The organism is Kamptonema sp. UHCC 0994, assembly GCF_029167235.1.
GTDB lineage: Bacteria > Cyanobacteriota > Cyanobacteriia > Cyanobacteriales > Microcoleaceae > Kamptonema.
Window position 1 is genome coordinate 1 of sequence record NZ_JARFTR010000291.1, and the last position, 26697, is coordinate 26697.

Genomic DNA, 26697 nt, shown 5'->3' on the forward strand with positions numbered 1-26697 from the left:
TCACCGCCCAGAGGGCGGCGTTACGAATTACTTCGCTTTTTTAGCAAGGATAAAAAATCCAATTACCAATTACCAATTACCAATTACCAATTACCAATTACCAATTACCAATTACCCTATTAGATTTTATGACACTACAACTTAACGTTAATGTCAAAGGCAAAGGCTTTCCTATACTTTGTCTGCATGGCCATCCCGGTTCCGGTCAATGTATGTCCGTTTTTACCGATCGCCTATCTCAGCGTTTCCAGACATTTTCCCCCGACTTGCGCGGCTACGGTAACAGCCATACTACTGAAAATTTTGACATGGAAGACCACCTCGCCGACCTCGAAGCACTCCTAGATAGATTTGGCATTCAGCAGTGTTTGGTACTCGGATGGTCACTCGGAGGAATTTTAGCCCTCGAATTGGCAATCCGCTACCCACAGCGAGTTACGGGGCTAATTTTAGTAGCTACCGCTGCTAGACCGAGAGGAAATCATCCCGCGATCGCATGGGATGATTATCTTTACACTGGTATCGCCGGAATAATCAACTGGTTAATCCCCAGTTGGCAGTGGAATATAAATACCTTTGCTAAACGATCGCTCTTCAGATATCTAATCCAGCAACACACAGCCACAACCTACCGATACTTAGCCTCCGATGCCACTCCAGCCTACTTACAGACATCTAGCGCCGCCAATGGAGCACTAAGTAAAGCCCTCAGAGCTGGATACAACCGATTACCTGAATTGTCTCAGATTCAATGTCCCTGCTTAATCCTGGCAGGTGAAGCCGATCGTCACATCACCTCTGAGTCAAGCTTAGAAACAGCCCGTCACCTCAAAGATGCTCAGTGGCACTGTTACCCCAATACAGCCCATCTTTTCCCTTGGGAAATACCAGACCAATTACTCGCTGACATTGACCATTGGATTGACAGCCACTCCTGGGAAAGTAACTGACATAGGAAGTGCTGGCTACGCCTACGCAGCAATCTTGGAGTCCAAAACCCACATTCTACCGTTGCCCATTAAAAAGTGTCCGAAGTATTGGCCTAACTAAAATTATTATTTTTGACCAAGCTCAAGTAAAGTTGTATCAAACAGGTCAAAAATTGACTTCTATGTTTATGTGAGGAATTTGATGATGAAACGATTAAAAGGTGCGTCTTTGTTCACATGGCTGATATTTGGTCTCAACTTGGTGATATTATCGCCAGCCCAAGCTCAAAACGAGTCTCCATCAGAGCCAATGGAAACAAACAAGACTAAATCACTATCTGCTTCCTCAGAGAACTATTCCGACCACACAAAGCAAACTCCAACAGATAAAGGAGACCCCGATTTAACTTCTGAAATATCCAACCAAATTGCTCTACCTAACCAGACAACTCCTTCTACCTCCAACACAATATTGCTAGGTGACGCTGATGCGATCGCAGGGCAGACTTTTAGCAAAAACTCAGAATTATCCAGGGAAGAGAATTCTAACCCTTCAAACCCTCAGCTTCTAGGAGCGATCGCTCCAGTACATCAACTATTAGAGATACCCAAGGGCAACTCAGACTCCGAACCACCGCCAATCGTAAACCTGGCACCGAGTGCAGATCGAGAGGCGATCGCTCGAGTATCTGAACTCTCAGAAGTACCCTCAAGCCCAGCTAAATCCGAAAAACAACAAATACTAGACCCAGCGGTAAATTGGGCGATGGATCAAGTAACCTCCGTGTCTCAGTTATCCGATGTGCAACCCACAGACTGGGCATTTCAAGCATTGCAATCTTTAGTAGAACGCTACGGCTGCATAGCTGGCTATCCCGACGGTACATTTCGCGGTAACAGAGCTTTAACTCGCTACGAATTTGCCGCTGGTTTAAATGCTTGTTTAGACCAAGTTAATCGCCTAATTGCAGGGGGAACTAGCAATTTAGCCACGAAAGAAGACTTACTCGCATTACAACGCCTACAAGAAGACTTTGCCGCCGAATTAGCAACACTCCGGGGACGAGTTGATACTTTGGAAGCTCGAACCGCTGAATTAGAAGCAAACCAATTTTCTACCACAACCAAACTCACTGGTCGAGTCGAGTTTGCTACGACCAGGGCCTTTGGCGATCGACAAGCTGTCTCTTCTGGCCAAAGACCTTCTGAAGACTTAAGTGACAGCGTGGTATTGGGAGGAAGTGTCATTCTGACTTTGAATACCAGTTTTACAGGTCGAGATAGCTTAATCGCCGATCTTGTAGCTGGAAGTCTCGAAGCCTTTGGTGCCAATGTAACCGGCACAGATATGACCCTATTGGATTTTGGCTTAAAAACTCTTGGTGGTACTGATCGCAATACAGGTGGGCTTGTGGTACTAGGCCGATTAAAGTATCAATTTCCTATAGGCAATAGCGCTCAGGTAACGATCGGGCCTAAAGGAGTATCATTCGCCGATCTTCCCAATATCAACTATGCCGGAACTATTTCTGCGTTTGGGACAGGCAACCCCTTCTTCCTGTTCTCCTCTGGTGGCGGAGTTAAGGTCAATTATGACATCAATAACAAGATTAATGTTTCTGCTGTCTATGTAGCCAACAGTATTGCTGATAACAATTTTGGATTATTTAACGGCGGATATGGAGCAGCGGCTGAGTTAACCTGGAGACCCTTCGACAGAAGCTTGGCGATTTCTGCGATGTATGGTCACACCTATTCCCCCAACCCACAGGTTACTGGGCCTACTGGCAGCCAGTTTGCTCAGTTCCCATTTGGCGCAAATACTCCCACGTCTGCTGATATATTTAGCCTTGAACTCGGTTGGGATATTACTAAGCAATTTGGAGTGGGACTTTGGGGTGGCTACATTAACGCTACCGCTGAGTCTTCGCCTCGTCGTAGTGATTTGAATGGTTCCGCCGGAGCAAATGCCAATATCTGGTATTGGGCTACGGGAATTTTACTCAAAGATGTGATCCGAGAGGGTGGCTTTTTTGGATTCGTGTTCGGGATGCCCCCAAAATTAACAGACAATGATATAAGTGGTCGGCGCGATCGCGACACATCCTATCACCTTGAAGCCTACTTTTCCATCCCGGTGACTGACGACAAAAGCATTTACCTTACCCCAGGTTTTGTTACCATCTTCAACCCAGAACATAATAGCGCCAATAATGACATCTGGATCGGGACTATTGTCTTATCGTTCTATTTTTAAGATGGATCAAAAATTTTCCCCACTCTCAAACGAAGGTGAGGAAAATCCTGATGCTGACTTTACGCACAATTGTTTGTAACTGCACCGTCCCGACGGTAAAGATATCGCCAGGACGGTTTTACCTCAAAAGTCGTAAGTCCTGATTGTTAGGACTGGCCGCTAAATACTGGCCACCCCCCCAGATCACCAATCTTTCCCAAGTCATCTGCGATCGTCAAATTAGCTGGTTTGCAGCGTTTAATCGACGCAGTGATGCCTAGAGCCCCTTCATTTTCCAAATCCTCAATGTAACCAATTTTGGCGGCCTTAGCCTCCACAGTCGTTAGGAAAGGGCCAAAGTAGTAGGTGCAGCGCGGAGTCGCAGTTACGACTTCGACCCACCAGGCCAATCCAAAGAAGTTGAGCAAGCTAATTAAGAGTTCTTTCATGATTCTTGTATCAATTTGCTGATTTTTTCGAGGGTGCTACCGGATCTCAAAGAGCCTTAGTTCTTTACACTTTGTTATACTTTGTTGCATTTCTTTTTTCAATCACCGCTCCATGAAACCTACTCAAATCTACCTACGGCAGATTCGATGTTCACTTCCTGCTTCTACCAAGGGAGTCGGCTCCTTCTTGTCCACAGGCGTAACTTCAGACTGAGCTCGTCTTACTTTCTCCGAACAACGAGACAAATTGATGGCTGCGTTTAGATCGCGATTAATTAACAAATTACAGCCGCCACAATTAAAAACTCGTTCCTTTAATGGCATTGATTGAACATGGCCACAATTTGAGCAGGTTTTAGAAGAGGGAAACCATCTATCAACTAGCTCAACTTTTGTGCCATACATAGAAGACTTATATTCCAACTGACGGCGAAATTCATAGAAACCACAATCGGAAATAGCTGCCGCCAACTTGTGATTAGCAATCATCCCGCTCACATTCAAATCTTCGATGCGAATGTGGGCATATTTTTGGCTAATTTCTGTCGTAGTTTTCTGTAAGAAATCGCGGCGTTGATTGGCAGTTTTGGCGTGAATCTTAGCGATTCTACGATAGTGTTTATGAGCATTCTTTGAGGCTTTTACACCTAACCTTCTGTTGCCCAATTGCTTTTGCCGATTTCTCCACTGTGACTTACTCAGCTTGATTTTCGCTCTTTTGAGTGGACGGGGAGACTCGTAAGAATTGTCATCAGAAAGAGTAGCAAATGTTGATACTCCTAAGTCAATTCCCACTGGTTGAGCAACGGGATGAAACATTGGTGGGATTTTTTCGGCTTTAATAGCAAAGGATACATACCATTTATCCGCCGTGCGAGAGATAGTAAATGTCTGCGCTACGCAAGGGAATGGAATGGATTCTTTAAGTCGAAATGTTCCCAGGGTAGGAATCTTGATTGATTTGTTGGCTGTCAATAAAACCGAGTGGTTCCAATCAGCAGCATCTACGGTGAATGAATCACCATCTTTTTTTCTTTTGAATTTAGGGAACTCTCCTAATCCTTTAAAGAAACGAGATAAAGCCTCATTAAAATGCCTGAATGTCATTTTGTAAACCCTAGAAGATAGGGTATTAGTCCATTGATATTCTGGCAGTTTCTTGACATGGTTGGTGAAAACTCTTTCGATGGCAGTTACTTTTTTGCTGGTACCACCTGGGAGACTTTTTACTTCTTGGTAAAGAGCTAAGGCGTAGTTGTAACAAAATCTAGCATAACCAGAATGTCGCGCCATCAAGGTACGTTCCTTATTATTCAGTTTGAGTTCGAGTTTGATGGCGTACATATCTGGTTAAAGTTTTTGCAGCACTCTACTCATTAGGTGATGAGAGCATCGACTTTTAGGTAGATTTAGGTAGATTTAGGTAGATTTTCGTCAACAGTTGTTACCCCTGATTGTTGATTAAGGTGAAACCTAATTGACCGCGCTGACGATAAATCTCATATAGAGCCATGCCAGTAGCTACTGAGACATTGAGGCTCGGAGTGTTACCCCTTAATGGAATTGAAACCAATTCATCGCAGCAGCGCTGTATCAAAAGACTCAAACCGTCACCTTCGCTGCCTACGACTAAAACTACTGGTCGAGCCAACTTACCAGTAAACTGTACTGTGTGTATGGCTTTGCCCTCCTTGGTAGCAGTGCCATAGATCCAAAAACCGGCTGCTTTCAATTCTTCTAAAGCGCGGCTGAGGTTGACCACTCTTGCGACTGGGAAATTTTCTAAAGCTCCTGCGGCTACTTTTCTGACTGTAGCTGTAATTCCCACTGCTCGCCGCTGCGGAATCACCATTCCCTGCGATCCCAGAGCTTCTGCTGTCCGAACGATCGCTCCTAAGTTGTGGGGATCGTTTAGACCCTCAGCCACTACCAGCACTGGTTGCTCGGAAGCAGATTTAGCGTGAGCAATCAACTCGCTGAGTTCTTTGTAGTCATAAGCAGAGACTTGAGCAGCTATACCTTGGTGAATAGCGCGATCGGTAATTTGATCTAGCCGCCGGAAGTCAACTTCGTCAACAATGCTGCCATTAGCTTTAGCTTGATTGACCAAGCTATGAAACCGGGGATCGTATCTAAGTTGGGGGGTAATCCAGATCCGGTTGAGAGTTCGCTCTTTTTCTAGAGCGGCCTGGACGCTATGGCGACCGTAAATTAGCTCTGTTTCTTCGTCTGAAAAATTAGCGGCGGTTTCGTCAACGGGGCCGCTATCTTTAATATGGCTCTTTGCTACTATTTCTGGTCTATTGGCACCTCTAACTATGCCTCTTTTAGAGACAACAGGCATGGGGAGTTCGTGAGATTGAGCAGTGTGGGGCGATCGCTTGATCGGCCCTGTTACACTACTATTCCCTGAACGAGATTTTAGCTCGACGCGGGGAGCCGGTTTATCGTCCAAATAGCGACCCTTTAGATTTAAAGGCTTACTATCAGACTGTTTGCGTTGTAGGTTCGGTCTAGAAGGTTTTTTCATCTTTAAAAAGACAATGAGGAGTGGGAGTGGGAGCGGGGGAGCGGGGGAGCAGGGGAGCGGGGGAGGCTTTTTCCCAATTAGCAATTAGCAATTAGCAATTAGCAATTAGCAATTAGCAATTAGCAATTAGCAATTAGCAATTAGCAACTTGAGTCAAGTTCTAGGAGCACCAGCAATTGAGCTAATCTCTGGGGATCGGTGAGGTATAAATATCCCACCAACGTTTCCAAGCTGGTAGCCTGTTGATAAATTTCGGGATCGAGCCGCTTCGGACGACGGTCAGTAGCATTGCGGCCTCTCTTGACAATTTCTAATTCTTTGATGCTTAAGTGGGGGGAAAGCGATCGCAAGTGCCGAGCCTGAGTTTCTGCTCGCACCTGCGCTACCACTAGCTCGTGATAATCTTGAGATCGCTTCGGCGGCACTATGTAGGATATCCTGACGAACAGCTCATAGACTGCATCTCCCAGATAAGCCCACGATGCGGGTGAAATCCTTTCTATTTCCCCAAGTTTTCCCGCCTCCAGATGCAACAAGTTCAAGCTCATATCCACCGGACTCAGCTTTGGCTGATCGTCTGCAATCGGTGACATACTTTTGTTTTAAGACTTCCGCAAAACCTTTTTTCTTTAATCACTTGCTTTTTTAACTACTTCGGTAGCTATACAGCGATCGCACAGCCTTTTTCATCTTTAAATTTTCGCCATTGCTATTTTACAGCAAAGCAACAAAAATGTGCTATCCAGCACTAAGAACCGGATAGCCAAATTAATCCCCTGTATTATCAAGTCTCCTTGACAGTTTTCGCCGCCTCCTCTACTGAAGGTTGCAAAGACAAAAACTTCTCTAAGCGAACCAGTTTAACAGTCTGAGTCACGCGGGGATTCGAGACAATTTGTAATGTGCCTTCAAAAGTTTGGGCTTTCTTGACTAACTGCACAAGTGCACCCAAACCCGAACTGTCAACAAAGTCTATTTGAGACAAGTCCAAAATCACGTGCTTTGGGCCTTCCTCAATACACTTGTCCAGGACTTTTCTAAAGGTCGCTTCCGAAAAAGCATCCAGTAATCCTGTCAGGCGAAATAGCTGATAGTTATCCCTGATGTCGCGAGTGCCTCTGAGGCTAACGGTCAGGGTCAATGGCTCAGGAATGACATCCTCCTAGCAAGATAGTGCTTAAGTCGAGGCTCTATTGTAGGTGTTTTTTTATCTTTTGTCTACTGGCGCAATGTCGAATTTTATTAGTTCCTTTTTATAGGGGTTTGGGAGGCTCTCTGCTTATTAAGCTTTTTGTGACATACTCCCACATCAAGCTGAGTACAGCTATGATGTGGGCTTCCTAGCAGCCCGATAAAGGGTATGCAAGATTTCCTTCGCGGTACTGTTCTCCTACTACAGAGAGATTCCCACTACGGCGTTTTATACTGAGGGAAATGTCCAACCCCAGTCTTTTTAGGTTAATCGCAGTATCAATATCGCGATCTACCATCAATTAGTCTTAATTTAACATAAAATCATTGAACAATTCAAAGATTATTTTGTTCGTCTCGTCATCCACCCACCCACTGCTCAAAGCTATGCTTTGAGATTGTGAACAGATGGAATCCTCATCTCACACGCCTTTCATCCCACACTAACCAAAGGGGTATAGTGTGGGGATTCCCGTCTGTTTAGCTAAGACGGTTAGGATGTTCTTAATTCCTAAAACTTAAATTGTTGTATTGGACTTAAGAGCAATCGCTACTCACAGATGAGGTGTAATTGCAACAACCGTAATCTGTCCCTGACCCGGCCCATAATACCAAAAAACCCGAAAAGCTCCCGGCGTTTTATTCTCAACATAAGCCTCAAAAATCTCCTCGCCATCAGGGCCAGACAGAGCCTCAAACTTGTGACTGTTAAGACCGGGATGACGCAAATTATTTGCCATCAATCCCAGCGTTTTCCTCACCTTATTGTACTTCTTAAAATCATGTTCTTGAAGATTAGCTAAACAGATTTTCGCCTCAGTTGAAAATTGGAGCCGGAAATTCATTAATCATCAATCTCCAAATCTGCATAATCAGCGAAGTCCCCCAAATAGTGAACCTCACCTACCGCCGCCTGTTCAAGTCCACGCAGCACAGACGCAAGGGCCTCTTGATTCCGCCACAGCCACCGCTCGTACTCAGGAATATTTTCCATTGGGTCTAGCAAGATTTGTCCATCATCATTACTGAGAACGCGGTACTCTGTCGCCTTCGTTTCCAACTCCAGACTTAAGCAACCTTGGTCATCTGTTTTCACAGGTGCTTTAATAAACCGGAATTTTTCGTTCGCTAACATAAAGCCTTTTCCTAAAATTCTGATAAATCCTTGCTTAGTTCGATTTTAACACGATCGTTGCCAAAATCCGAATATATTTCGATTGCGTTTCTTAGCCATGTCTTAACTAAATTAGATTGTAATCAAAGTTCACAAACAGAAGTTATTCAATTAAGAAGGTTGTAACCGTCTTGGCGGTTGCTATAACTTGCTCCAATTTTTCAACAACGGGACGAAATTTTACCACCGAGAACCAATGACGAAAGATAAACTTCATTAGTTCCCTTGTGGCTACTAGCAAATTTATTCACTTTAGCCATTAGCCATTAGCCATTAGCCATTAGCCATTACCTATTCTAAATTATCTTCCCAATCATCCTCATAAAGTTCTTCAAATCGATCTAAAAAGTCAGCTAAAATTTCGGAAGATATCGCTAAGTTCATATCTTTCTTTTCGTCCCATCCCCAAGTATTTATGCCTACCACATTACCCGCAAGATTAATCAACGGGCCACCAGAGTTACCGCGATTAATAGCTGCATCTGTTTGCAGCACTTTAACTTCAGTAATGACCTCTATTTCCTCATCTCCCCCAGATTTTTGTGATACGAAAATATTGCTAATTGTACCTCGATTTACTGTCGAATCGCTCTCACCCAAAGGATAGCCAACAGTAATAACTTGCTCTCCCTCTTTAGCTTCAAAAGATAAGGTGACGGGAGGATATTCTTGGGGTAGTTCTACCTCTTCACCGGTTTCACGATCGAGGATAAAATCGGTGATGAATAAAATAGCTAAATCTTCGTCTGAATTACCAGTGAAAACTACTTCTGCGATTCTTAGTTGCTCGTTGGGAGTTTGTACTAAAATCATTTCGCTTTCGTCTTCTTCATAGAGGGTATCTTCCTCTGTAATGTCTGCGACAATGTGATAATTGGTGACTATGACATCGGGGCCGACAAAAAAGCCGCTACCGATAGCGATTTTTTCTTCTGTATCCCAATTGACAACGTAAACTGAAACGACGGACTCCAAGACTTTCTCAACGGAAGCTGATATTTTTCCTGATTGGGTTTTTAGCTCGTTTAATTGCTGGCGCAAGGTGGTACGAGCTTCCTGCATCTGGCGATAAATTGCCTTAGATTTTGATGGTTTTAACTGAAATTTTTCTTCCATTTCTATATCATTCATTTTTTGTTTTCCCTCGATTGAGATATGTTATTTATTGGTAATTGGTTATGGAGCGAAAGCTAATAGCTAATACTGGAATTAAGAACTGCTAGCGAAAACTTAACAGATTGGGATTGCTTCGCGGAGCTCGCAATGACAGAAAATATCCCTTGCACAATGACAAATTGGGATTGCTTCGCGGAGCTCGCAATGACAGAAAATATCCCTTGCACAATGACGGAAAATGTCCCTTGCAATGACAGAAAATGGTATTTTCGCATAATTCCTGTAATTGTTTTTTCTTCCCATTAGCTATTAGCTATTAGCAATGAACATTGAACTCTGATTGCTATCAGGAACCGCGATTAACTAGGGCAAAGATTTCTTCTAAGATTTCCTGTGCTCCCTGTTGTCGTAAGCGGTGGGCGAGGTCGATTCCTAACAGTTCGGCGGTGGCGGCTGCACCTGTGACGGTATCTTTGATTAATCGCTGACCATCGAGACTGGCTACTAATCCTGTTAAGGTTAGTTGGTCGCCTTCGATTTTGGTATTAACACCGATGGGAACTTGACATCCGCCTTCTAATTCTCGCAAAAATGCGCGTTCGGCATAACAACGCTGGGCAGTTTCGGTATGTTCGAGGGCTTTAATCAATTCTAATATCTCGTCGTCTCCGGCGCGACATTCGATGCCGAGGGCTCCTTGTCCAACGGCGTGGAGGGAGATTTCTGGAGAGATGATTTGGTGGACGCGATCGCCCATTCCCAATCTTTGCAATCCGGCTACTGCTAAGATGATGGCATCGTATTCGCCTTCGTCAAGTTTAGCGAGTCTGGTGTTGAGATTGCCTCGAATATCTTTAAATTCGAGGTGGGGGAAGTGATGCCGTAGTTGGGCGAGTCGTCGCAGGGAAGATGTGCCGATGACTGCGCCTGCGGGAAGGGTTTCGAGTTGTTTGTCTTGATGATTTGCGTGGACTACGAGAGCGTCGGCGGGGTTTTCCCGTTCGCTGACGCATCCCAATATTAAGCCTTCGGGTAAGTTTGTGGGTAAGTCTTTGAGAGAGTGTACGGCGAAGTCGGTTTCGTTACTGAGCATTCCCACTTCGAGCTCTTTGGTAAAGAGTCCTTTGTCTCCAATTTTGGCGAGAGGGACATCGAGGATTTTGTCGCCTTGGGTGGACATGGTGTGCACTTCAAAGGTGCATTCGGGGAAACGTTGCTGTAGCTGTTCTTGCACCCAGTAGGTTTGGACGAGGGCGAGTTGGCTTTTGCGGGAACCGATGCGGACGGTGCGTGTGGGTGCGGATGTGGTTGGAGACATAAGAGCGATCGCGTCAAAAGTGCCAATAGAGTCACTCGATCTAGACTACCGTAGGTGGGGCCTTCTATATAGAAGACGTTTACAGGAGTTAAAGATTGCTAGTTTAATGCGGCCCTCTGGGCGTTACAATCACCGCCCAGAGGGCGGCGTTACAAATTATAGTTTATTGCTGTCCTTTTCCCAGTCGCCACCGTGTGATGCACCACGCTAAGCTGGCGATCGCGATGCTGAGGCCAAATGAGGAATAGCTTCATAGACACTCGACCACTCACGCCGAAATAAAGGACTGAGAGCAAAATCTCCTATAGTTTGCTATTAAGTTACGGCAGAATCTAACAATTTAATAGTACCAGCAACGGCATCAATTTCAACTTCTGCTCCGACAGGTAAAGTAAATATATCCCGAACGTGACCGATCATTGAACCATACCAGGCGGGAATATTCAAGGGGTGTATGTGTTCAAATAACATTTGTTCTAATGTTAGCGACTCATTCGGTTGTTCTGGTTCACACTTGATACACTGACCAAAAATAAAACCAGAAATTCTATCTAAAATCCCCGCTAGTTTCAATTGTGTTAGCATCCTGTCTATGCGATAAACTTCTTCTCCAACTTCTTCAACAAATAAAATACTATTTTCGCAATTTGGGAGGTAAATGGAACCTACCATTGCAGCTAATACTGATAAATTACCACCGACTAATTTACCTCTGCTTTTGCCCGGTGTGATGGTTTGTACTCTAATTTGACTAGAGTTTTGGAAGGTAATTGCTTGAGTATTAAATAAAATTTGCTTGACATAATTTATTGTAAATTGACTCCAAGTTGATATGCCTACGGGGCCGTGAAAAGTAATAACCCCACTTCTGGCATAAATCGCTAACAGCAAAGAAGTAATATCGCTGAATCCCATGATAATTTTAGGATGATTTCTGATTAATTGGTAGTCTAACAGTGGTAAAATGCGATTGCAACCCCATCCGCCTTGTACTGTGAGAATTGCCTGGACTGATGAATCGGCAAACATGGCATTGACATCGGCAGCGCGGTCGGCATCTTTTCCTCCTAAATAACCGTAACGGTCAAAAATATGTGTTCCTAATTTAACTTTTAATCCTAGTTGAGATAAAATTTGCTTAATAGGTTCGATTTCTTCGGGATAACTGAAGGCGGCGGGATTTATCAAGCCGATAGTGTCATTTACATTGAGGCGTGGTGGCTTGATAATCGATTGTGGATAGGGATTAGTTTGGGCGGCCGATGGTAACTGGGTAGCAATTGCAGCCAGTCCAAAATTTGCGATCAATTGGCGGCGAGATAGTGCCATAATTGTTGAAATTAATGTTGCCAGGACTAAAGTTAACAGTTAACAGTTAACAGTTAACAGTTAACAGTTAACAGTTAACAGTTAACAGTTACAAGTTTTTCTCTGACGGGGTTTCAGGTCTGGTTGTCACTCTGCCAGTTGACTTCGATCGCACCAAGTTTGTCAAGCTCTTCAGGAGTAGCGATCGCACAGACAATGGTTAAGCTATAGCAACCGCAAGGTATAATCAAGGTTTTCAATTGCTGAAACCATTGATTTGACTGCATTTTCCTTCTACCCTAGATAGAATAAAGCCTTCTTCCCTCTTCCCTCTTCCTTCTTCCTTCTTCCTTCTTCCTTCTTCCTTCTTCCTTCTTCCTTCTTCCCTCTTCCTTCTTCCTTCTTCCTTCTTCCTTCTTCCTTCCGATCGCGATCGCCAATCCCTATTTCAGCAACCACTACCTTCCGGCTTTCCCATCCAAAGCTTAAAACTCCCTAGTTTTTTGCCCCTGCTAGCCTCATTCTGTGCCACAATCAAGCATTAATAGGGCTGGGGGTATGACATGATTGGCCAACTTGTAGATAGACGTTACCGCATTATTAAAGTCATTGGCTCAAATAGCTTGGGAAAAACTTATCTGGCAGCGGATACTCGCCGCCCAGGTTATCCCCAATGTGTCGTCAGAGAGCTCAAAATTCCGGGCAAAAGTTTGGAAACGCCCCAAATCATCAAAGTCATATTTCAAAGAAAAGCAGAGATTATCGAAAAATTGGGAAAAAACGACAAAATTCCGTCGCTATTAGCCTATTTTGAAGAAAATCAAAATTTATATTTAGTCGAAGAACTAATTGTCGGAGAACCTCTAACTGGTGAAGTGACAGGGGGGAAACCCTGGACGGAAGAACAAGCGATCGCCGTTTTAGAAGAAGTTTTAGAGATTTTAACCTTTGTACACGAGAACGGGGTCATCCATCGCAACATTCAACCCGACCATTTAATCCGGCGACAGTCAGATGGCAAGTTAGTTTTGATTGGTTTTCGGTTAGACAAAGAAATTAATCCCTTGTCTAATTCTGTAAATCCCTTGTCTAATTCCGTACCAGTACCCGAAACGTCTGCCTCTGTCGCTTCAAACTCGAATGGCGATCGCCACTCTAAATTTACTTCCTCCCTTACCAAGGAGGAAGAGGGAAGTTCCCAGAAAGAAGAGGAACAGAGGAGGGTTCTCCTTACCAAGGAGGAGAAGAAAGTTCCCAATGCCAAGGACTCGCGGCGGCGGTTGGCCACTGAAGCTTCTATTTACACGCCGATCGAACAGTCCCAAGGCAACCCGCAGTTTAACAGTGATATTTATAGTCTGGGGATGATTGTTGTCCAGGGGTTAATGGGATTGTCGGCTCTGGAATTGCAAAAGCTAAAATCGGATGTCGGCACAGATAAAATCCTCGATCGCGATCGCACCTCTTGCTCAGCCGCCCTAGCAGACACGATCGATAAAATGATATTACCTGTTGGCGATCGCTATCAATCTGCCGCCGAAGTTTTATCTGCTCTCAGAGAAATTATTTCCCCCTCTCAGGTTTCTCCTCCACCGCAAACAATTGCTAGTCCTGCTATGAATCAACCAGTACAGAAGCAACCCCACAAAATTATTTACTTTCTGTTCGCTGGTATCGCAAGCGCTTTAATCCTAGCAGCGGGAATAATCTACTTCTGGCAATGGCAAGCTCCCGCGAGAGCAAAAGAATTTTACGAACGCGGCGTTCAAAAAGCAAAACAAGGAGATAAAGCAGGTGCGATCGCAGATTACACCCAAGCAATAGAGCTCAATTCTAAGGATACAGAAGCTTATTACAAACGAGCTAATACTCACTACGATTTAGGAGCATACCAACAAGCAATTCAGGATTATACCCAAGCTATTCAAGTCGATCCCAGCAACGTTAAAGCCTACTACAACCGAGGTCTAGTCTACAGCGATGTAGAAGATAGACGCAGCGCCGTTCAGGATTTTACCCAAGTAATTCGGCTCAATCCCAACGATGCAGAGGCTTATCTTGAGCGAGGTTTTGGTTATTACAAATTGGGAGATCACAAAACTGCTATTGAGGATTACACTCAAGCAATTCGCCTTAATCCTAACGATGCTAAATCTTATAGCAATAGAGGATTAGCTCGTTCCGCCGCTGGCGACAAACAAGGAGCAATGTCAGATTTTACCCAAGCAATTGAACTTAACCCAAAACAAGCCAGCATTTACTACAGCCGAGGTCGAGCGAGATTTAATCTGGCAGACTATAAAGGAGCAATGGAAGATTTCAGCCAAGCAATTACATTAGATCCCAACCAAGCTGATGCTTATACCAACCGTTGCAGTGCTTATGTGAATCTGGCAACTTACGATAAAGCGATTGAAGATTGCACTCAAGCAATTGCCCTTGACCCTAAAGATGCTGAGGCTTACAATAATCGGTGTATCGCTCGTGTTAATTTAGGAGATTATCAGAAAGCGGCTGAAGATTGTAGCTTGACTATTGGGATTAATGGGAATAATCCTAAAGCTTACAGCAACCGAGGTTTGGCTCGTTCTGCCATTGGAGACAAACAGGGGGCTATTGAGGATTTCTCTCAAGCAATTCGGCTTAATCCTAGCGATGCAGTTGCTTACAGCAATCGTGGTATTGTCTACTCGGAAATCAAAAATTATGCTTCCGCAATTGAGGATTTTGCTCAGTCAATCCGCCTCAATCCTAATAATGCTACGGCTTATTATAGTCGGGCAATTATCCGCCGGGAACTGAAAGATAGTTCAGGAGCAAATGAAGATTTTCAGAAGGCTGCAACGTTATTTCTGGAGCAAGGTAGGGCAGATGCCTACAAAAATGCACAGGCACAGATTAGCCCCTGAATTGTTAACTGTTAACTGTTAACTGATAACTGTTAACTGATAACTGATAACTGATAACTGTTAACTGAATCGCGTGTAGGTTAAATCTGTTGCCGAATCCGTTGTCAAATTAGCAATTAGCAATTAGCAATTAGCAATTAGCAATTAGCAATTAGCAACTAGCAATTACCCATTACCCATTACCCATTACCCATTACCCTTATGAACATGATTGGTCAACTTTTGGATGGACGTTACCGCATTGTTCAAATCCTTAGTTCTGGGGCTTTTGGACAAACTTATATGGCGGCGGATACTCGTCGGCCAGGCCATCCTCAATGTGTGGTTAAGCAACTGCGACCTCCTAGTAATACTTCTACTATTCTTAAAACTGCTCAGCGCTTATTTAAGCAAGAAGCAGAAATCTTAGAAAAGTTGGGGAGACATAATCAAATTCCATTTTTATTAGCTTACTTTGAAGAGGGAAATCAGTTTTACTTAGTTGAAGAATTTGTTCCAGGTCATCCGTTAACAAAGGAAATTTTGCCTGGTCGGCCTTGGACTGAAGAGCAAGTGTTATCTTTGTTAGAGGAGATATTAGAAATTTTGGCTTTTGTTCACGATCAAGGCGTGATTCACCGAGATGTTAATCCGTCAAATTTAATTCGGCGCAAACCTGATAGTAAGTTAGTTTTAATTGACTTCGGATCGGTGAAGGAAGTTAGCACTCAAATTGCTAATTTTCCGGGGGAAATTCCCCGGACAATTGCTACTGGGACTCCTTCTTATATGCCGATTGAACAATTCCAAGGAAATCCGCAATTTAATAGCGATCTTTATGCGGTGGGGATGATGGGTATTCAAGCGATTACGGGTTTACCGGGAACAGATTTGCCGAAATTGCAAGATCCTCATCCTTCTCATACGGGGGGAATGATTTGGCGAAATCGCGCTCAATGTTCTACAGCCTTGGCGAATATTCTTGATAAAATGGTTCATCACCATTTTGGGAAGCGCTATCGGTCGGCGAGGGAAGTGTTGGCGGCGTTGAGAAAACTCAACAATCGACAAGATACTAGAGATGGGGAGCAACAGGCTAATTTTACTACTCAGATGGGGATGTCGGGTACGCGATCGCTACCGCGTCTAGATTCTCGGCTGTGGTTGGTGTTATTAGGAATTGGGGCGGCGATCGCGCTGGTGTGGTTACTCATTTTTTTTAACCGTCCTAATCCGGTAAAAGCTAAGGAATATTTCGATCGCGGCGTGGAAAAGTCGCAGCTAGGAGATGCGGCGGGGGCGATCGCGGCTTTTAACAAGTCGATCCAGCTAGATCCAAAGAGTGCAGAGGTTTTTTACAAGCGGGCGAATGCTAATTATGACTTGAAAAATTATGAAGTTGCGATCGCGGATTACAGCCAAGCGATCGCTTTAGATCCTAACTATGTCAAAGCTTATTTTAACAGAGGTTTAACCCGTTTTGAGAGTAAGGATCGGCAAGGTGCGATCGAAGATTTTACTCAGGTATTGAAACTCCAGCCTAACGATCCTGATGCTTATTATGAACGCGGACTTGCTTATTTGGACTTGCAAGATTATCCGGTGGCTATTAAGGATTTTACTGAAGTAATTCGGTTGCAGCCTAATCTCGCTAAAGCTCACCATTCGCGGGGAATGGCACGGGCTGCTGGCGGAGATTTGCAGGGGGCTATGGGAGATTATACTGAAGCAATTCGCCTGGAACCGAGCAATATTGACGCTTATTATAGTCGGGGGAGAGCTAGGTTTCATTTAGGGGATTATAAAGGTGCTTTGGCGGATTACTCTCAGGTGATTCGGATTGATTCTAAGAGCGTAGATGCTTATGCTAATAGGTGCAGTACGCAGTTAAATTTAGGGGCATATCAAGCGGCTATTGATGATTGTTCTCAGGCGATCGCGCTTAATTCTCAAGATTCTGTTCCTTATAATAATCGCTGTATTGCTTACATGAATTTGAAAGATTATCAGAAAGCAATTGATGATTGTTCTCAGGCGATTAAGGTGAATCCAAAAAATGATAATGCTTACAGCAATAGGGGTTTGGCTCACTCTGCGGCGGGGGATAAGGAGGGCGCGGTTGCAGATTATACGGCGGCGATTGGGCTTAATCCTAACGATGCTGAAGCTTATGCTAATCGAGCTAAAATTCAGTATGATATGAAAAATTATGACGGTGCGATCGCGGATTATGTACAGGCAATTCGCCTTAATCCTAATTTTGCGGCTGCTTATTCTGGTAGAGGGACTGTGCGCCGTGTTTTGGGAGATAAACCAGGGGCGATTAGTGATTTTGAAAAAGCTGGAAAATTGTATTTAGATCAAGGGCGGCCTGGGGGTTATAGGGATGCACAATTTCAGATCGATCAGCTTAAACCAGGGGGTGATGCTAAATGATGGTAATTGGTAATTGGTAAACATAATGACTATAAAATTCTTGACGCGATCGCGCCAATAAGCACGACTAAACCAAGCGCTCTCCGAAAATAATTAACGCCTTGAAATAATTCTTCCCACGCCCAAGTAAACAAGGAGCCGAACTGAGCCGCACCATAGGCTATCTTCTTGCCAGATAATCGCTTTAATCTTCATGACTAATCTCTCTACTTACTTTTGGGCAACAATTGATTGAGCGCACCACACAAGTATCGCTTCACGGTATCCCTACTTGCACCCACGCCACTCGGAATGGTAAAGATCATCTCGACAGTTAATAGGTTGCCATCCATTGAGGCAAACACATCAATTGGCAAAGCACGCTGAAATGCTGTTGCGGGATTTTCAGCTTTCATTACACCTGCGCTCACATCGGTGCTGATAGTCTTGATGCTCTCGCGGGCTAAAATGGGTCGTAATTGGGAAAAGGCTCTTTCTATCGATAATCCTTCAACCTGAACACGCGCAGAAAAGGCGGCACCATTCAAAAAGTCCCCTTTTTTTTGAAAGCTTTCTTCGCAGGTTGTGGCAACAGCGGGGGTGGCTAAACACATGAGAGCAAGAGTCAAGGGGAGCGATCGCATATTAGTTGATTTACAAGAATGAAACAATCATCAAAATCATGATTAACTATCATGGGATTGTTTGGCAAGAGGTGCAAGTGCCTTCGTAAGTTAATATTAAAGTGGGGTGCATCAGAAGCCTAGATCCTGATTTTATTCATCTATCCTTGCCTCTGAACGCACCTACAAACAGCTAATGCTTAGCTGTTACCAAAATTGACATTGGTTACTTGACCAGCACTAACATTAATAGTCTGCTCCAATTTCCCACCATCAACCTTTAACTGATAAGTACCCGGAGTCAGCGCGATCGCACCAAACCATCCCTTACCATCCGTGCGAATTGTCCGTCGCTGACCCGTACCATCAATCGGCTGCAATGTCAAGGTGACAGAATCGCAACTTGGGGAACACATCCGCAACGTACCCGCGATCGCGCCTGTAGTCGGATGCGACTTCCAAGGAAAATCGGGAACAGCCACAGGATTAGCCCAAACAGGCTGAGTCTCATAAGTCTTACCCGTCGCCACATCCACATACTTACTCGGCTGTGAAAGCGCATTGTAGAACCAATCATTGCTCTGCGATACATACTTCCAAGGCTGGCGGGGCACACTTCCTCCACCGCTCGATCGCAAGTCGCCATTAGTGTAGACATTGCTGCTAGCATAGGAATACAGCGCTATCCCATGCGTGTAATTCCCCTTCGCAGAAGGCTGCCCAGCGCGGCGAATCTGAGCTAAAGCGTCTTCAATGTAATTGAGATAATTTCCAGGCCCGATCGCAGTGTAGCGATTGTACTGGTGATTTTTCGCAAACTCAATCCAATCATCATAAGCCTGTTTCTGCCGAGCATTGTACTCCCGCTGGTAAGTCATCGGCATCGCCATATCAACAATACCCTCTTCCAGCCAGCCGCGCCAATCCTGCAAAACCTCTTTGTAAGGCTGGGTTTGATACCAATCCTCATCTTTTTTCGGCCCATTTCCCCAGGCGATCGTCGCCGCCGAAATCTTCACCTGCGGCTTAATCGCAAGGCTTTGTACATAAAGCTTACGCACCAAATTTGTCACCTGATCGCGCCGCCACTGCATCCAAACGCTATCGCTTGGCTTAGGCGTACCCGTGCGTTTCATCTGTTGATTAAACCGCGCGATCGCAGTCGGATTATAACCCCAATCCGGCCCGCCGTAGCGCACATAATCCAATTGCACCCCGTCAACATCGTACCGTTTCAGCAAATCTAGATAAACCGAAACCGTGTAATCTACTGCGTCAGGATGGCCAGGATCGAGATAACCTTGGGATTGACCATCGTAAGTAAACATTGCCCAATTATCGCGGCCAGGCGCATTAGGGCCATGTTTTTGCCAAACATGAGAAGGATCGTTGCTAGTGCTTCCCGTAACTGGTAGCGTCACCATCCAAGCGTGAACCTGTAAACCTGCTGCGTGCGCCTTGGCGATCAAATCTTGCAAAGGGTCAAAACCCGCCGCCACATTAGGATCTTTCGCTCGTGGCTCAATGCTGCTAGCGTAAAAAGCATCCCCGCGACGGCGCACTTGAGCAACGATCGCATTCGCATTCGCCCGTTTCGCATCCGCAATTAATTTTGTCACCTCTTGCGGTGTCTTGAACCCAGGATTAAAAGCATCCACCCAAAACCCTCGAAATTCTGATGTTTGTGTTTGGGGGGGGAGTGCGATCGCAGCAGGGGATGGAAACCAATTAGACAACCACTGCGGAGTCAGCAGAAAAGCGATCGCTAAGCCAACTGAAAATAGACTTGACAAAAAGACTGTTTTAGATTTTCGCATTCGGAAAGGTGTGTGTGAGCGTTCAACTGTCTAGTACAGACTAATTACGCGAACTTCAGGTTCACATTTTCCCACAATCTCGGCTTGTTGTCGATATATGGACATAATTAAACGTAGGGTGGGCGATCGCCGTCTCAAGCTTATAACTCATAGCTATAGATAGTTTAGGCGATCGCCCACCTTACAAGTTTATTAAGAGGGCTAAAGCCCAACTACGTACCTCACTTACTTGAGAACCGCTATATTTGCAAAAATTACGATGCTCCTAAAACTTTGGATTTGACATCAAATCATCCATAATATAAGGTCAGTTAACCCGATAATGATGTAAAAAAATATGGTCGCACCAGAAAAAAAGCGTAACCCTGGATTATGGGTATCAATATTATATTTCGCCGAAGGGTTTCCCTACACTGTTGTCAATCTAATGTCAGTCATTTTTTTAAAAGGTCTGGGAGCCAGCAATGAATTAATTGGCTTAACTAGCCTTTTGTCTTTTCCCTGGGTATTAAAAGGTTTATGGGGCCCTATAGTCGATTTATATTCAACTAAACGCCAGTGGATTTTAAACACGGAAATCATTTGTGCTTGTCTATTTTTCTTGCTAGCACTTGGCGTGTTAATGCCGCAAACTCTGGTAATATCACTCGTGATTTTTACCATGATAGCATTTGTTTCAGCTACCCACGATATCGCCATAGATGGATTTTATTTAAACTCCCTAAATAAAGACCAGCAAGCCCTATTTGTCGGCGTTCGCAACACCGCTTACAGAGGTGCAGTTATTGCTGGTAGTGGTCTATTAGTATTCTTAGCGGGTTCTCTGGCAGAGCAATATTTAATACCTGGAAATCCTACTGATGCTAAAGTATATAAAGATATTTCCTTTTCGCTTCTTGGCTCCTCTTTTAATATTCATCCTTTAGAGTTGGGATGGGCGACAGCCTTTGGAATTGGGGGAATAATATTTATTATGATTTATCTATTTCAACAGTGGTATTTGCCTTATCCAAAAAGCCACGCGGTAGCCTCAGAAGAACCCACCCAAAAAACTAGCTTTTTTGAAGCATTTAGAACCTATTTCACTCAATACAAAATAGGTTGGATTGTTACCTATGTCTTAATTTTTAGGCTAGGCGATGCCTTAACTTTCAAAATGGCTCCTCCATTTTTAATGGATACAATACAGAAAGGAGGATTAGCAGTTTCTACGGCTGAAATGGGTTTGTTATCTGGTACTATCGGCGTAATTTTTCTATTAATAGGAGGGTTACTTGGCGGATATTTAATCGCCAAACAAGGGTTAAAAAAATGGATGTGGCCTACTGCTATATTACAAAACTCAACTAATGTGTTGTATTGGCTTTTAGCAATGTATCAACCGAGCATTATTTGGGCTTATGCAGTCAACTCGATAGAACAGTTCACCTATGGACTTGGCGTAGCAGCCTATACTGTGTTTTTAATGCGTACAGTTCGACCTGAATATGAAGCTTCTCATTATGCAATTACCACAGCATTTATGGCAGCAGGCGTGTTAATTCCCGGAGTTTTTAGCGGTTATTTGCAGACTTGGCTGGGAGGATATCAGCATTATTTCTTATTTAGTTCGCTGGCTGTAATACCAGGTATGTTGACGATTTTCTTTTTGCCCCTAGAAGATCCAAAATAATCATAAGCTGTAGGGAAAACCTCGTTACTTTTAACAATTGCATCAATTACCCTTTAACTAAATTTTCAATTTCATCTGCATGAGTAGGCAATTTAGCTGTTAAAACTTCTGTTCCTTCTTCTGTTACAAACACATCATCTTCAATGCGAATTCCCCGGACATCAGCAAACTTTTTCAGCTTATCCCAATTCACGATATCCTTATATTTTGACCGATTTTCCAACTTATTTAATATTCCCGGAACTTGATAAAAGCCTGGTTCAATTGATACCAGCATTCCAGGTTTTAAAGTGCGATGGAGACGCAAGTAGCCTAAGCCAAAACGGCTACTTCTGACTCTCCCTTCCTCATACCCAGCTAAATCTCCAAAATCTTCCATGTCATGAACATCTAAACCTATTAAATGCCCAATTCCATGAACAAAAAAGAGTGCGTGGGCATCCATTTCTACTAAATCATCAGGATTCCCCTGTAAAATGCCTAAATCTACCAATCCTTCAGCAATAATCCGAGCAGCTAAAAGATGAATATCTCGATATTCTACCCCAGGAACTATCTTAGTAATACAAGCATCGTGAGCTGCCAAAACTAGATCGTAAATATCTCGCTGAGTTGGTGAAAATTTACCAGAGACAGGCCAAGTGCGCGTTACATCACCCGCCCATCCCATTGCTGTTTCTGCACCCACATCCGCTAATAGTAAATCTCCCCTTTTTAGCTGGTGATGATACTGTTCGTTATGCAAAACTTCTCCTCGTATAGTTACAATACTAGGATAGGCAAAGCTCATATTTTGTGCTATAATATAACCTTCCATTGCAGCACGAATTTTAGCTTCAGTTTTAGCGCTGGCTGTTGCTCTCATCCCTGCTTTGTGAGCTTCTACAGTAACAGCACTAGCTTGACGTAATTCTGCTAAAGCTGCTGCATCATGGGTGAGGCGCAGAGATATAATTGCCTTGGTTAATTCTAAGTCAATTCCTTCGGGAGATTGAGCTGGAGGCAGAGGGCGATTAAGAATTTGAGACTGTTTTAATAGGGTACAATAATCTTGTACTGGAATAGTAGCAGCACCCGCTATCCGAGACTCCAAATCTGCCATTGGGAAAGCAGCATCAGCACCTATTTTCTCGGCGATTTCCTCTCGTTTCGGCATTTCTCCATGCCAGAGCGTGCTACTAGGAGGTGCATTATCCATGAATAGTTCTAATTTCCCAGATTGAAGATGAATGGCGGCATTTTCTAAAGGGAAACCAGCAAAGTAGAGGAAGTGACTGCTAGCCCGAAATGGGAAGGTATTAGCTGGATAATTGCGTGAAATACTGCGACCTGACCAGAGAATTATGGGAAAATTAATTAAAGTAGCTAGTTTTTGCCGGCGCTGGCGGAGTGCCGTTGCTAGATAATCGTAGTTTTTGGAAATTTCCATGATAAAATGTAGTTAATAAGGCAACCTTCTTGGCAGTTAAGACTTTCTGAGTTACTGAAACTCGCTTATTCTATTCCCTTCTTTCCCTAGCCCCTAGCCCCTAGCCCCTAGCCCCTAACCGACGAAAGCGGTTGCTATAAGTTATGGTCTTTTACCCTGACTATTTTATATCAAATTGCTGAAACCATTGTCTTTTCTTGCCTCCTTCCTTCTGCGATAAATTACAAAATCTATGGGAACTTCTCAAAAATCTCGCCGCACTCTTCTGGAAATCACTGATTGGCCGATCGCGCAATTGCCAGGATTGAGCCATCAGAATGAATCTCTATTGCAAGAGTGCGGTATTGCGACTACTGGACAATTACTCAAAAAAGCGACAACTAGCGATCGCAGATTGGCCCTAGCAAACCAGTTGCAAATTCACGTTCAACATCTTAACAAATGGGTGGCTCTAGCGGATCTAGCTCGAATTCCTAGTGTGGGGTGTCAATATTGCGGGCTTTTGCTTCACGCTGGTGTCGCCTCTGCGAAGCAGTTGGCTGAAATTCCCATTCACAGGCTACACCAACAAATTTTACGATTTTATGTAGCGACAATGCAGCGGCGCGATTTGTGTCCCTCTGTTGAGAAAGCCCAAGAGTGGATTCAACAAGCGAAGATCCTATGCAGTTAACAATTAAAAGAAAGGATAAAAGAAAGGAGTTCAGAGTTTCCTGATTCCCCCTGCGGTTCAGCTAACATTTGTTTAACGATCCACAGCGGGGCGATCGCTATCCCATTACCTAATTTAAAGTCTCTGCAACAAATTAAGCCCATGAGTATCAGTCCCACAAGTATTAAACAAACCCCAATTAGCAGCAAGTTCCTGTACAATTAAAGTTTGCTTAGGACTCGGACACCAAGGATTAGGATTAGCATAAGCATAAAAACTCTCTACTCCATCAATGCCAAAACTCGCCGCCTCTGGAACCAACTTATTAGCTGAAATCCGATAACGACAAGGATGAGCCAAAACTGCTAAACCCCCAGCCTGATGAATCGCATTAATCACATTTTCCGCTTGATAAGCATCCCCTATCGCACCTTTACCATGCAAATAAGGCTGTAAACTAGAATCTTGCGGATCGAAAGCATAGCCGAGAATATGTACTTCAATATTTAGTAAATTCGCATTGATTTCTATGCCACTCCACAGAGTAGGTAATGTTAATTTACTATCAGAATTATTTAATTTCCAATGATCTAACCAAATCTGAGCTTGAAAAAAGCCATTAATACTATGATGGTCAGTAATAGCTAGCCCCTTCAAACCGATCGCGATCGCAGACTCCATCAAGGCCTCCGGCCGTAACTGCCCATCAGAGTAAACTGTGTGCATATGAAAATTGTAAGCACTCGGACAGCTATCAGCATCAATGCTTTGAAACACTTCCTTAAGTGCAAGCATAGTCGGGGCAACAGACTTTTGTGAATTTAAGACCGGAGCAAGATTGACAGTCATACCGTCACCGTGAATAGTAACCTTGTCTAATATATCGGATTTCTTTTGATACAGCAGTAGAGAGGAAGGCGGGGAAATCCCGCCCTCGCGTGGGGGGGTTAAACAAAGTGCCTAGACTCATTTGACGTTACCCACATTTGCTGGAGTGCTGCTATTGCGGCACTGCGAAGCCATATCCAGCAGTTGGGCCCACCGTTTTTGCACTTGTTTGGGACTACATTTAAGAGCAGATGCGATCGCCTTATCATTTTCCTGATTCCGCTTCAATTCCAGCAATTGTAGCTGTTCTTCTGAAAGCGTCCCCTTGAAAGCTTCCCACTGTACCGAAGTCATACCCAACTTTTGATCCAAATCAGCACCCAACCATTCATGTACCAGTTTCCAGTTTTGGGTACGAGCAAACTTTTCGACATGGTACTTGAAACGTTGTTGTAGATAGTCCCGTTGGCGGGGAGAAAGACCCAGAATCCTGTCAATGTCGGAAGCTGAGAGGTCTTGTAGCTTCAAAGTCAGGTAGTCAACACACTCAGACTGACCTTGAGATTGCAAATATTCTATCAACTCCGAGACCACGCGATCGCGCAACACTGCCTCCGCTGGATCGACAGACTCAGAAACCATCTGTTCCCGCACCTGCTGCATCGCTGCCGAACGACTGTGAGCTTCTGCTTCTTCACCCTTGCCTGATTCTACCGCCATTTCAATATCTAAAGCAGTTTCAGGAGGTTGGCCCTTAGCAAAACCCTGAGCCCGAAGTACAATCAATCTTTGGCGAGAACGTCCCGGTAAACCGATTTGACGTTTGGCATATTGTTCAGTGAAAGCCATATACTCTGCTAATTCTAGCTGAGTGCGCGGCGTATAGTCAGCCGCCATTTGGTGTTCCCGACGAAAAGCTCTCAAAGCTTCGATGTAGAATCCTTGCAGGAAGTCTTCAATCATGTTGTAACGAGCTTGGAAATTTAAGTTAGCCCGGAAAGATGCAACATGACGGTAAATCATCGCCGCCAGGTGAGAGTGTAGCTCAACGCGACCCTGTTTGGAACCCAGGCGGTAGTATTCCAAGCACTTTTGTAAACGGTGACGGGCTAAGGTAAGCTGCCAAGATTGAACATCACCAGAAATTTGGATGCGATCGCTCTTTTGGCAAATCCGTTCCACCTCTAAAGCGATTCGCATTGCTACCGTTTGAGCGCTTCTGGTCGTTGATTTCAGTGCTGCTTGCAATTCCTTGAGCATGAAATCCGCAAGAGTAATTGTATCAAAGCCTAGCTCAGAACTCTTTTCAGCGGCATTCAAATTGGTAGAGTGTACGGGAGCAACCTCTTCAACAGTTGTCAGCATGGGAGCGATCGGAGAATTATTAGTAGCGGGGGAGTTAGCAAACTTGACAGACATGGTTTTACCTCTGGTAATGCACTGAAAGACTGAGTGGAAAGGGTAGAAGATATAGAGGTGAATGCTGGTGTCCTTTGCGGTTTGAATCCGCTTGCCTGATTCAACTCTCTACACTTTGAATGTTAGGGAGGTAGAGAGGATAAGAGTAACGCTACTGTTCCACTCTCTCAAGCAACTACATTTTGCTGATTCCCTCTACCTGGAATGTCACCACTCTCAAGTTATGTTTCATTGCCTTAAACCCTTATTGCATCAGCAATTTGAGCTATATCAGAGGTGTAGTAACCGCCCGTCAAGTGGGGGTTACTATACTTCCATAGAGTAGACGATCTGCGAACTGGTTCCCTAGATGGGGGGATGAGGGAGATAAGGGAGATGAGGGGAATGAGGGGGGAGAATGGGGGAGAATGGGAAAGATGAGGGGATGGGAAAAATTTGGTTTTGTTATTTTTGCTTCTTCGTTGTTATAAAAAATACCCTGAAAACTCGCTCGACTTTAGTCCAGGGATGAAAGGGCTAGCGCGAATTTATCCTGCCCACTCGTCTTGACAAACTGATTTAGGTTTGTTATTTTAAGGCAACGAACGAAGGTTGGTGAAAAACCCGACAGTCGCAAACCGTAAGTAAAACAAGTAGCCATAGACTCTAACATGAGCGAGTGGGTAGTGGGTATCTGACTTACCCTTTAAGAACCCAAATTTGG

23 protein-coding genes are annotated in these 26697 nt (G+C 44.2%); 6 read left to right on the plus strand and 17 right to left on the minus strand.

Going from position 1 to position 26697, the window contains the following annotated elements:
- Positions 1–128: 128 nt before the first annotated feature.
- Together PY364_RS26160 and PY364_RS26165 are read left to right on the plus strand one after the other, a co-directional pair.
- A complete protein-coding gene (locus tag PY364_RS26160; protein WP_275570639.1) occupies positions 129–950 on the plus strand; it encodes an alpha/beta hydrolase in 822 nt (273 codons plus the stop codon).
- A 184-nt stretch (positions 951–1134) separates the two neighbouring features.
- A complete protein-coding gene (locus tag PY364_RS26165) occupies positions 1135–3186 on the plus strand; it encodes an iron uptake porin (RefSeq protein ID WP_275570640.1) in 2052 nt (683 codons plus the stop codon).
- A 146-nt stretch (positions 3187–3332) separates the two neighbouring features.
- Here the strand turns inward: PY364_RS26165 and PY364_RS26170 are convergent, their stop codons facing one another.
- The 12 genes from PY364_RS26170 to PY364_RS26225 form a co-directional block, all read right to left on the minus strand.
- Positions 3333–3614, minus strand: a complete 282-nt coding sequence (locus tag PY364_RS26170; RefSeq protein WP_275570641.1) for a DUF1816 domain-containing protein — start codon at positions 3612–3614, stop codon at positions 3333–3335.
- Between the two features lie 129 nt (positions 3615–3743).
- The gene (locus PY364_RS26175) at positions 3744–4958 is read right to left on the minus strand and encodes an RNA-guided endonuclease TnpB family protein (protein ID WP_275570642.1); all 1215 of its coding nucleotides are present in this window, start codon (positions 4956–4958) and stop codon (positions 3744–3746) included.
- A gap of 100 nt (positions 4959–5058) precedes the next feature.
- Positions 5059–6144: a 23S rRNA (guanosine(2251)-2'-O)-methyltransferase RlmB gene (gene rlmB, locus PY364_RS26180; protein WP_275570643.1), complete on the minus strand. Its 1086-nt coding sequence runs from the start codon at positions 6142–6144 to the stop codon at positions 5059–5061.
- Between the two features lie 140 nt (positions 6145–6284).
- A complete protein-coding gene (locus PY364_RS26185) occupies positions 6285–6737 on the minus strand; it encodes a ribonuclease III domain-containing protein (protein WP_275570644.1) in 453 nt (150 codons plus the stop codon).
- 191 nt (positions 6738–6928) lie between these two features.
- Positions 6929–7285: an STAS domain-containing protein gene (locus PY364_RS26190; RefSeq protein WP_275570645.1), complete on the minus strand. Its 357-nt coding sequence runs from the start codon at positions 7283–7285 to the stop codon at positions 6929–6931.
- 604 nt (positions 7286–7889) lie between these two features.
- Complete coding sequence (locus PY364_RS26195) at positions 7890–8180, minus strand: hypothetical protein (RefSeq protein ID WP_275570646.1); 291 nt, start codon at positions 8178–8180, stop codon at positions 7890–7892.
- Positions 8180–8470, minus strand: coding sequence for a hypothetical protein (locus tag PY364_RS26200; RefSeq protein ID WP_275570647.1), 291 nt, complete (start codon positions 8468–8470; stop codon positions 8180–8182). The genes PY364_RS26195 and PY364_RS26200 overlap by 1 nt, the downstream gene beginning before the upstream one ends.
- Positions 8471–8800: 330 nt before the next feature.
- Complete coding sequence (locus PY364_RS26205) at positions 8801–9640, minus strand: serine protease (protein WP_275570648.1); 840 nt, start codon at positions 9638–9640, stop codon at positions 8801–8803.
- Positions 9641–9971: 331 nt separating this feature from the next.
- Positions 9972–10943, minus strand: coding sequence for a hydroxymethylbilane synthase (gene hemC / locus PY364_RS26210; protein ID WP_275570649.1), 972 nt, complete (start codon positions 10941–10943; stop codon positions 9972–9974).
- A gap of 315 nt (positions 10944–11258) precedes the next feature.
- Positions 11259–12272: an LD-carboxypeptidase gene (locus PY364_RS26215; protein WP_275570650.1), complete on the minus strand. Its 1014-nt coding sequence runs from the start codon at positions 12270–12272 to the stop codon at positions 11259–11261.
- A 113-nt stretch (positions 12273–12385) separates the two neighbouring features.
- Positions 12386–12538, minus strand: a complete 153-nt coding sequence (locus tag PY364_RS26220; RefSeq protein WP_275570651.1) for a hypothetical protein — start codon at positions 12536–12538, stop codon at positions 12386–12388.
- Positions 12539–12545: 7 nt separating this feature from the next.
- Positions 12546–12710, minus strand: a complete 165-nt coding sequence (locus PY364_RS26225; protein WP_275570652.1) for a hypothetical protein — start codon at positions 12708–12710, stop codon at positions 12546–12548.
- A 104-nt stretch (positions 12711–12814) separates the two neighbouring features.
- Here PY364_RS26225 and PY364_RS26230 point away from each other — a divergent pair, with 104 nt between their 5' ends.
- The gene (locus tag PY364_RS26230; RefSeq protein ID WP_275570653.1) at positions 12815–15160 is read left to right on the plus strand and encodes a tetratricopeptide repeat protein; all 2346 of its coding nucleotides are present in this window, start codon (positions 12815–12817) and stop codon (positions 15158–15160) included.
- Between the two features lie 207 nt (positions 15161–15367).
- Positions 15368–17575, plus strand: a complete 2208-nt coding sequence (locus PY364_RS26235; RefSeq protein WP_275570661.1) for a serine/threonine-protein kinase — start codon at positions 15368–15370, stop codon at positions 17573–17575.
- A 206-nt stretch (positions 17576–17781) separates the two neighbouring features.
- On the opposite strand, the gene PY364_RS26240 is transcribed toward PY364_RS26235, so the two are convergent.
- Both PY364_RS26240 and PY364_RS26245 read right to left on the minus strand, forming a co-directional pair.
- Positions 17782–18198 carry a hypothetical protein gene (locus tag PY364_RS26240; protein WP_275570654.1) on the minus strand — a complete coding sequence of 139 codons (417 nt, stop codon included), beginning with the start codon at positions 18196–18198 and terminating at the stop codon, positions 17782–17784.
- 179 nt (positions 18199–18377) lie between these two features.
- Positions 18378–19994, minus strand: coding sequence for a family 10 glycosylhydrolase (locus PY364_RS26245; RefSeq protein ID WP_275570655.1), 1617 nt, complete (start codon positions 19992–19994; stop codon positions 18378–18380).
- 337 nt (positions 19995–20331) lie between these two features.
- On the opposite strand from PY364_RS26245, the gene PY364_RS26250 reads away from it, so the two are divergent.
- Positions 20332–21666 carry an MFS transporter gene (locus tag PY364_RS26250; RefSeq protein WP_275570656.1) on the plus strand — a complete coding sequence of 445 codons (1335 nt, stop codon included), beginning with the start codon at positions 20332–20334 and terminating at the stop codon, positions 21664–21666.
- Positions 21667–21712: 46 nt separating this feature from the next.
- Here PY364_RS26250 and PY364_RS26255 read toward each other — a convergent pair whose 3' ends face one another.
- The gene (locus PY364_RS26255) at positions 21713–23095 is read right to left on the minus strand and encodes an aminopeptidase P family protein (protein WP_275570657.1); all 1383 of its coding nucleotides are present in this window, start codon (positions 23093–23095) and stop codon (positions 21713–21715) included.
- Positions 23096–23327: 232 nt separating this feature from the next.
- Here PY364_RS26255 and PY364_RS26260 point away from each other — a divergent pair, with 232 nt between their 5' ends.
- Positions 23328–23768 (plus strand): DUF4332 domain-containing protein, encoded by a 441-nt coding sequence (locus PY364_RS26260; protein WP_275570658.1) that lies wholly within the window; start codon positions 23328–23330, stop codon positions 23766–23768.
- A gap of 114 nt (positions 23769–23882) precedes the next feature.
- Here PY364_RS26260 and PY364_RS26265 read toward each other — a convergent pair whose 3' ends face one another.
- A complete protein-coding gene (locus PY364_RS26265; RefSeq protein WP_275570659.1) occupies positions 23883–24596 on the minus strand; it encodes a PHP domain-containing protein in 714 nt (237 codons plus the stop codon).
- 117 nt (positions 24597–24713) lie between these two features.
- The gene (locus PY364_RS26270; protein WP_275570660.1) at positions 24714–25994 is read right to left on the minus strand and encodes a HetZ-related protein; all 1281 of its coding nucleotides are present in this window, start codon (positions 25992–25994) and stop codon (positions 24714–24716) included.
- Positions 25995–26697 lie beyond the last annotated feature (703 nt).

What these genes read in the sequence shown, in the direction of transcription:
- PY364_RS26255 (WP_275570657.1), bottom strand. Translation starts at nt 23,095, where the DNA reads ATGGAAATTTCCAAAAACTACGATTATCTAGCAACGGCACTCCGCCAG.
- PY364_RS26165 (WP_275570640.1), top strand. Translation starts at nt 1,135, where the DNA reads ATGAAACGATTAAAAGGTGCGTCTTTGTTCACATGGCTGATATTTGGT.
- rlmB (WP_275570643.1), bottom strand. Translation starts at nt 6,144, where the DNA reads ATGAAAAAACCTTCTAGACCGAACCTACAACGCAAACAGTCTGATAGT.
- PY364_RS26185 (WP_275570644.1), bottom strand. Translation starts at nt 6,737, where the DNA reads ATGTCACCGATTGCAGACGATCAGCCAAAGCTGAGTCCGGTGGATATG.
- PY364_RS26230 (WP_275570653.1), top strand. Translation starts at nt 12,815, where the DNA reads ATGATTGGCCAACTTGTAGATAGACGTTACCGCATTATTAAAGTCATT.
- PY364_RS26160 (WP_275570639.1), top strand. Translation starts at nt 129, where the DNA reads ATGACACTACAACTTAACGTTAATGTCAAAGGCAAAGGCTTTCCTATA.
- PY364_RS26215 (WP_275570650.1), bottom strand. Translation starts at nt 12,272, where the DNA reads ATGGCACTATCTCGCCGCCAATTGATCGCAAATTTTGGACTGGCTGCA.
- PY364_RS26265 (WP_275570659.1), bottom strand. Translation starts at nt 24,596, where the DNA reads ATGACTGTCAATCTTGCTCCGGTCTTAAATTCACAAAAGTCTGTTGCC.
- PY364_RS26175 (WP_275570642.1), bottom strand. Translation starts at nt 4,958, where the DNA reads ATGTACGCCATCAAACTCGAACTCAAACTGAATAATAAGGAACGTACC.
- hemC (WP_275570649.1), bottom strand. Translation starts at nt 10,943, where the DNA reads ATGTCTCCAACCACATCCGCACCCACACGCACCGTCCGCATCGGTTCC.
- PY364_RS26245 (WP_275570655.1), bottom strand. Translation starts at nt 19,994, where the DNA reads ATGCGAAAATCTAAAACAGTCTTTTTGTCAAGTCTATTTTCAGTTGGC.
- PY364_RS26220 (WP_275570651.1), bottom strand. Translation starts at nt 12,538, where the DNA reads ATGCAGTCAAATCAATGGTTTCAGCAATTGAAAACCTTGATTATACCT.
- PY364_RS26170 (WP_275570641.1), bottom strand. Translation starts at nt 3,614, where the DNA reads ATGAAAGAACTCTTAATTAGCTTGCTCAACTTCTTTGGATTGGCCTGG.
- PY364_RS26195 (WP_275570646.1), bottom strand. Translation starts at nt 8,180, where the DNA reads ATGAATTTCCGGCTCCAATTTTCAACTGAGGCGAAAATCTGTTTAGCT.
- PY364_RS26240 (WP_275570654.1), bottom strand. Translation starts at nt 18,198, where the DNA reads ATGCGATCGCTCCCCTTGACTCTTGCTCTCATGTGTTTAGCCACCCCC.
- PY364_RS26200 (WP_275570647.1), bottom strand. Translation starts at nt 8,470, where the DNA reads ATGTTAGCGAACGAAAAATTCCGGTTTATTAAAGCACCTGTGAAAACA.
- PY364_RS26205 (WP_275570648.1), bottom strand. Translation starts at nt 9,640, where the DNA reads ATGAATGATATAGAAATGGAAGAAAAATTTCAGTTAAAACCATCAAAA.
- PY364_RS26250 (WP_275570656.1), top strand. Translation starts at nt 20,332, where the DNA reads ATGGTCGCACCAGAAAAAAAGCGTAACCCTGGATTATGGGTATCAATA.
- PY364_RS26260 (WP_275570658.1), top strand. Translation starts at nt 23,328, where the DNA reads ATGGGAACTTCTCAAAAATCTCGCCGCACTCTTCTGGAAATCACTGAT.
- PY364_RS26270 (WP_275570660.1), bottom strand. Translation starts at nt 25,994, where the DNA reads ATGTCTGTCAAGTTTGCTAACTCCCCCGCTACTAATAATTCTCCGATC.
- PY364_RS26235 (WP_275570661.1), top strand. Translation starts at nt 15,368, where the DNA reads ATGATTGGTCAACTTTTGGATGGACGTTACCGCATTGTTCAAATCCTT.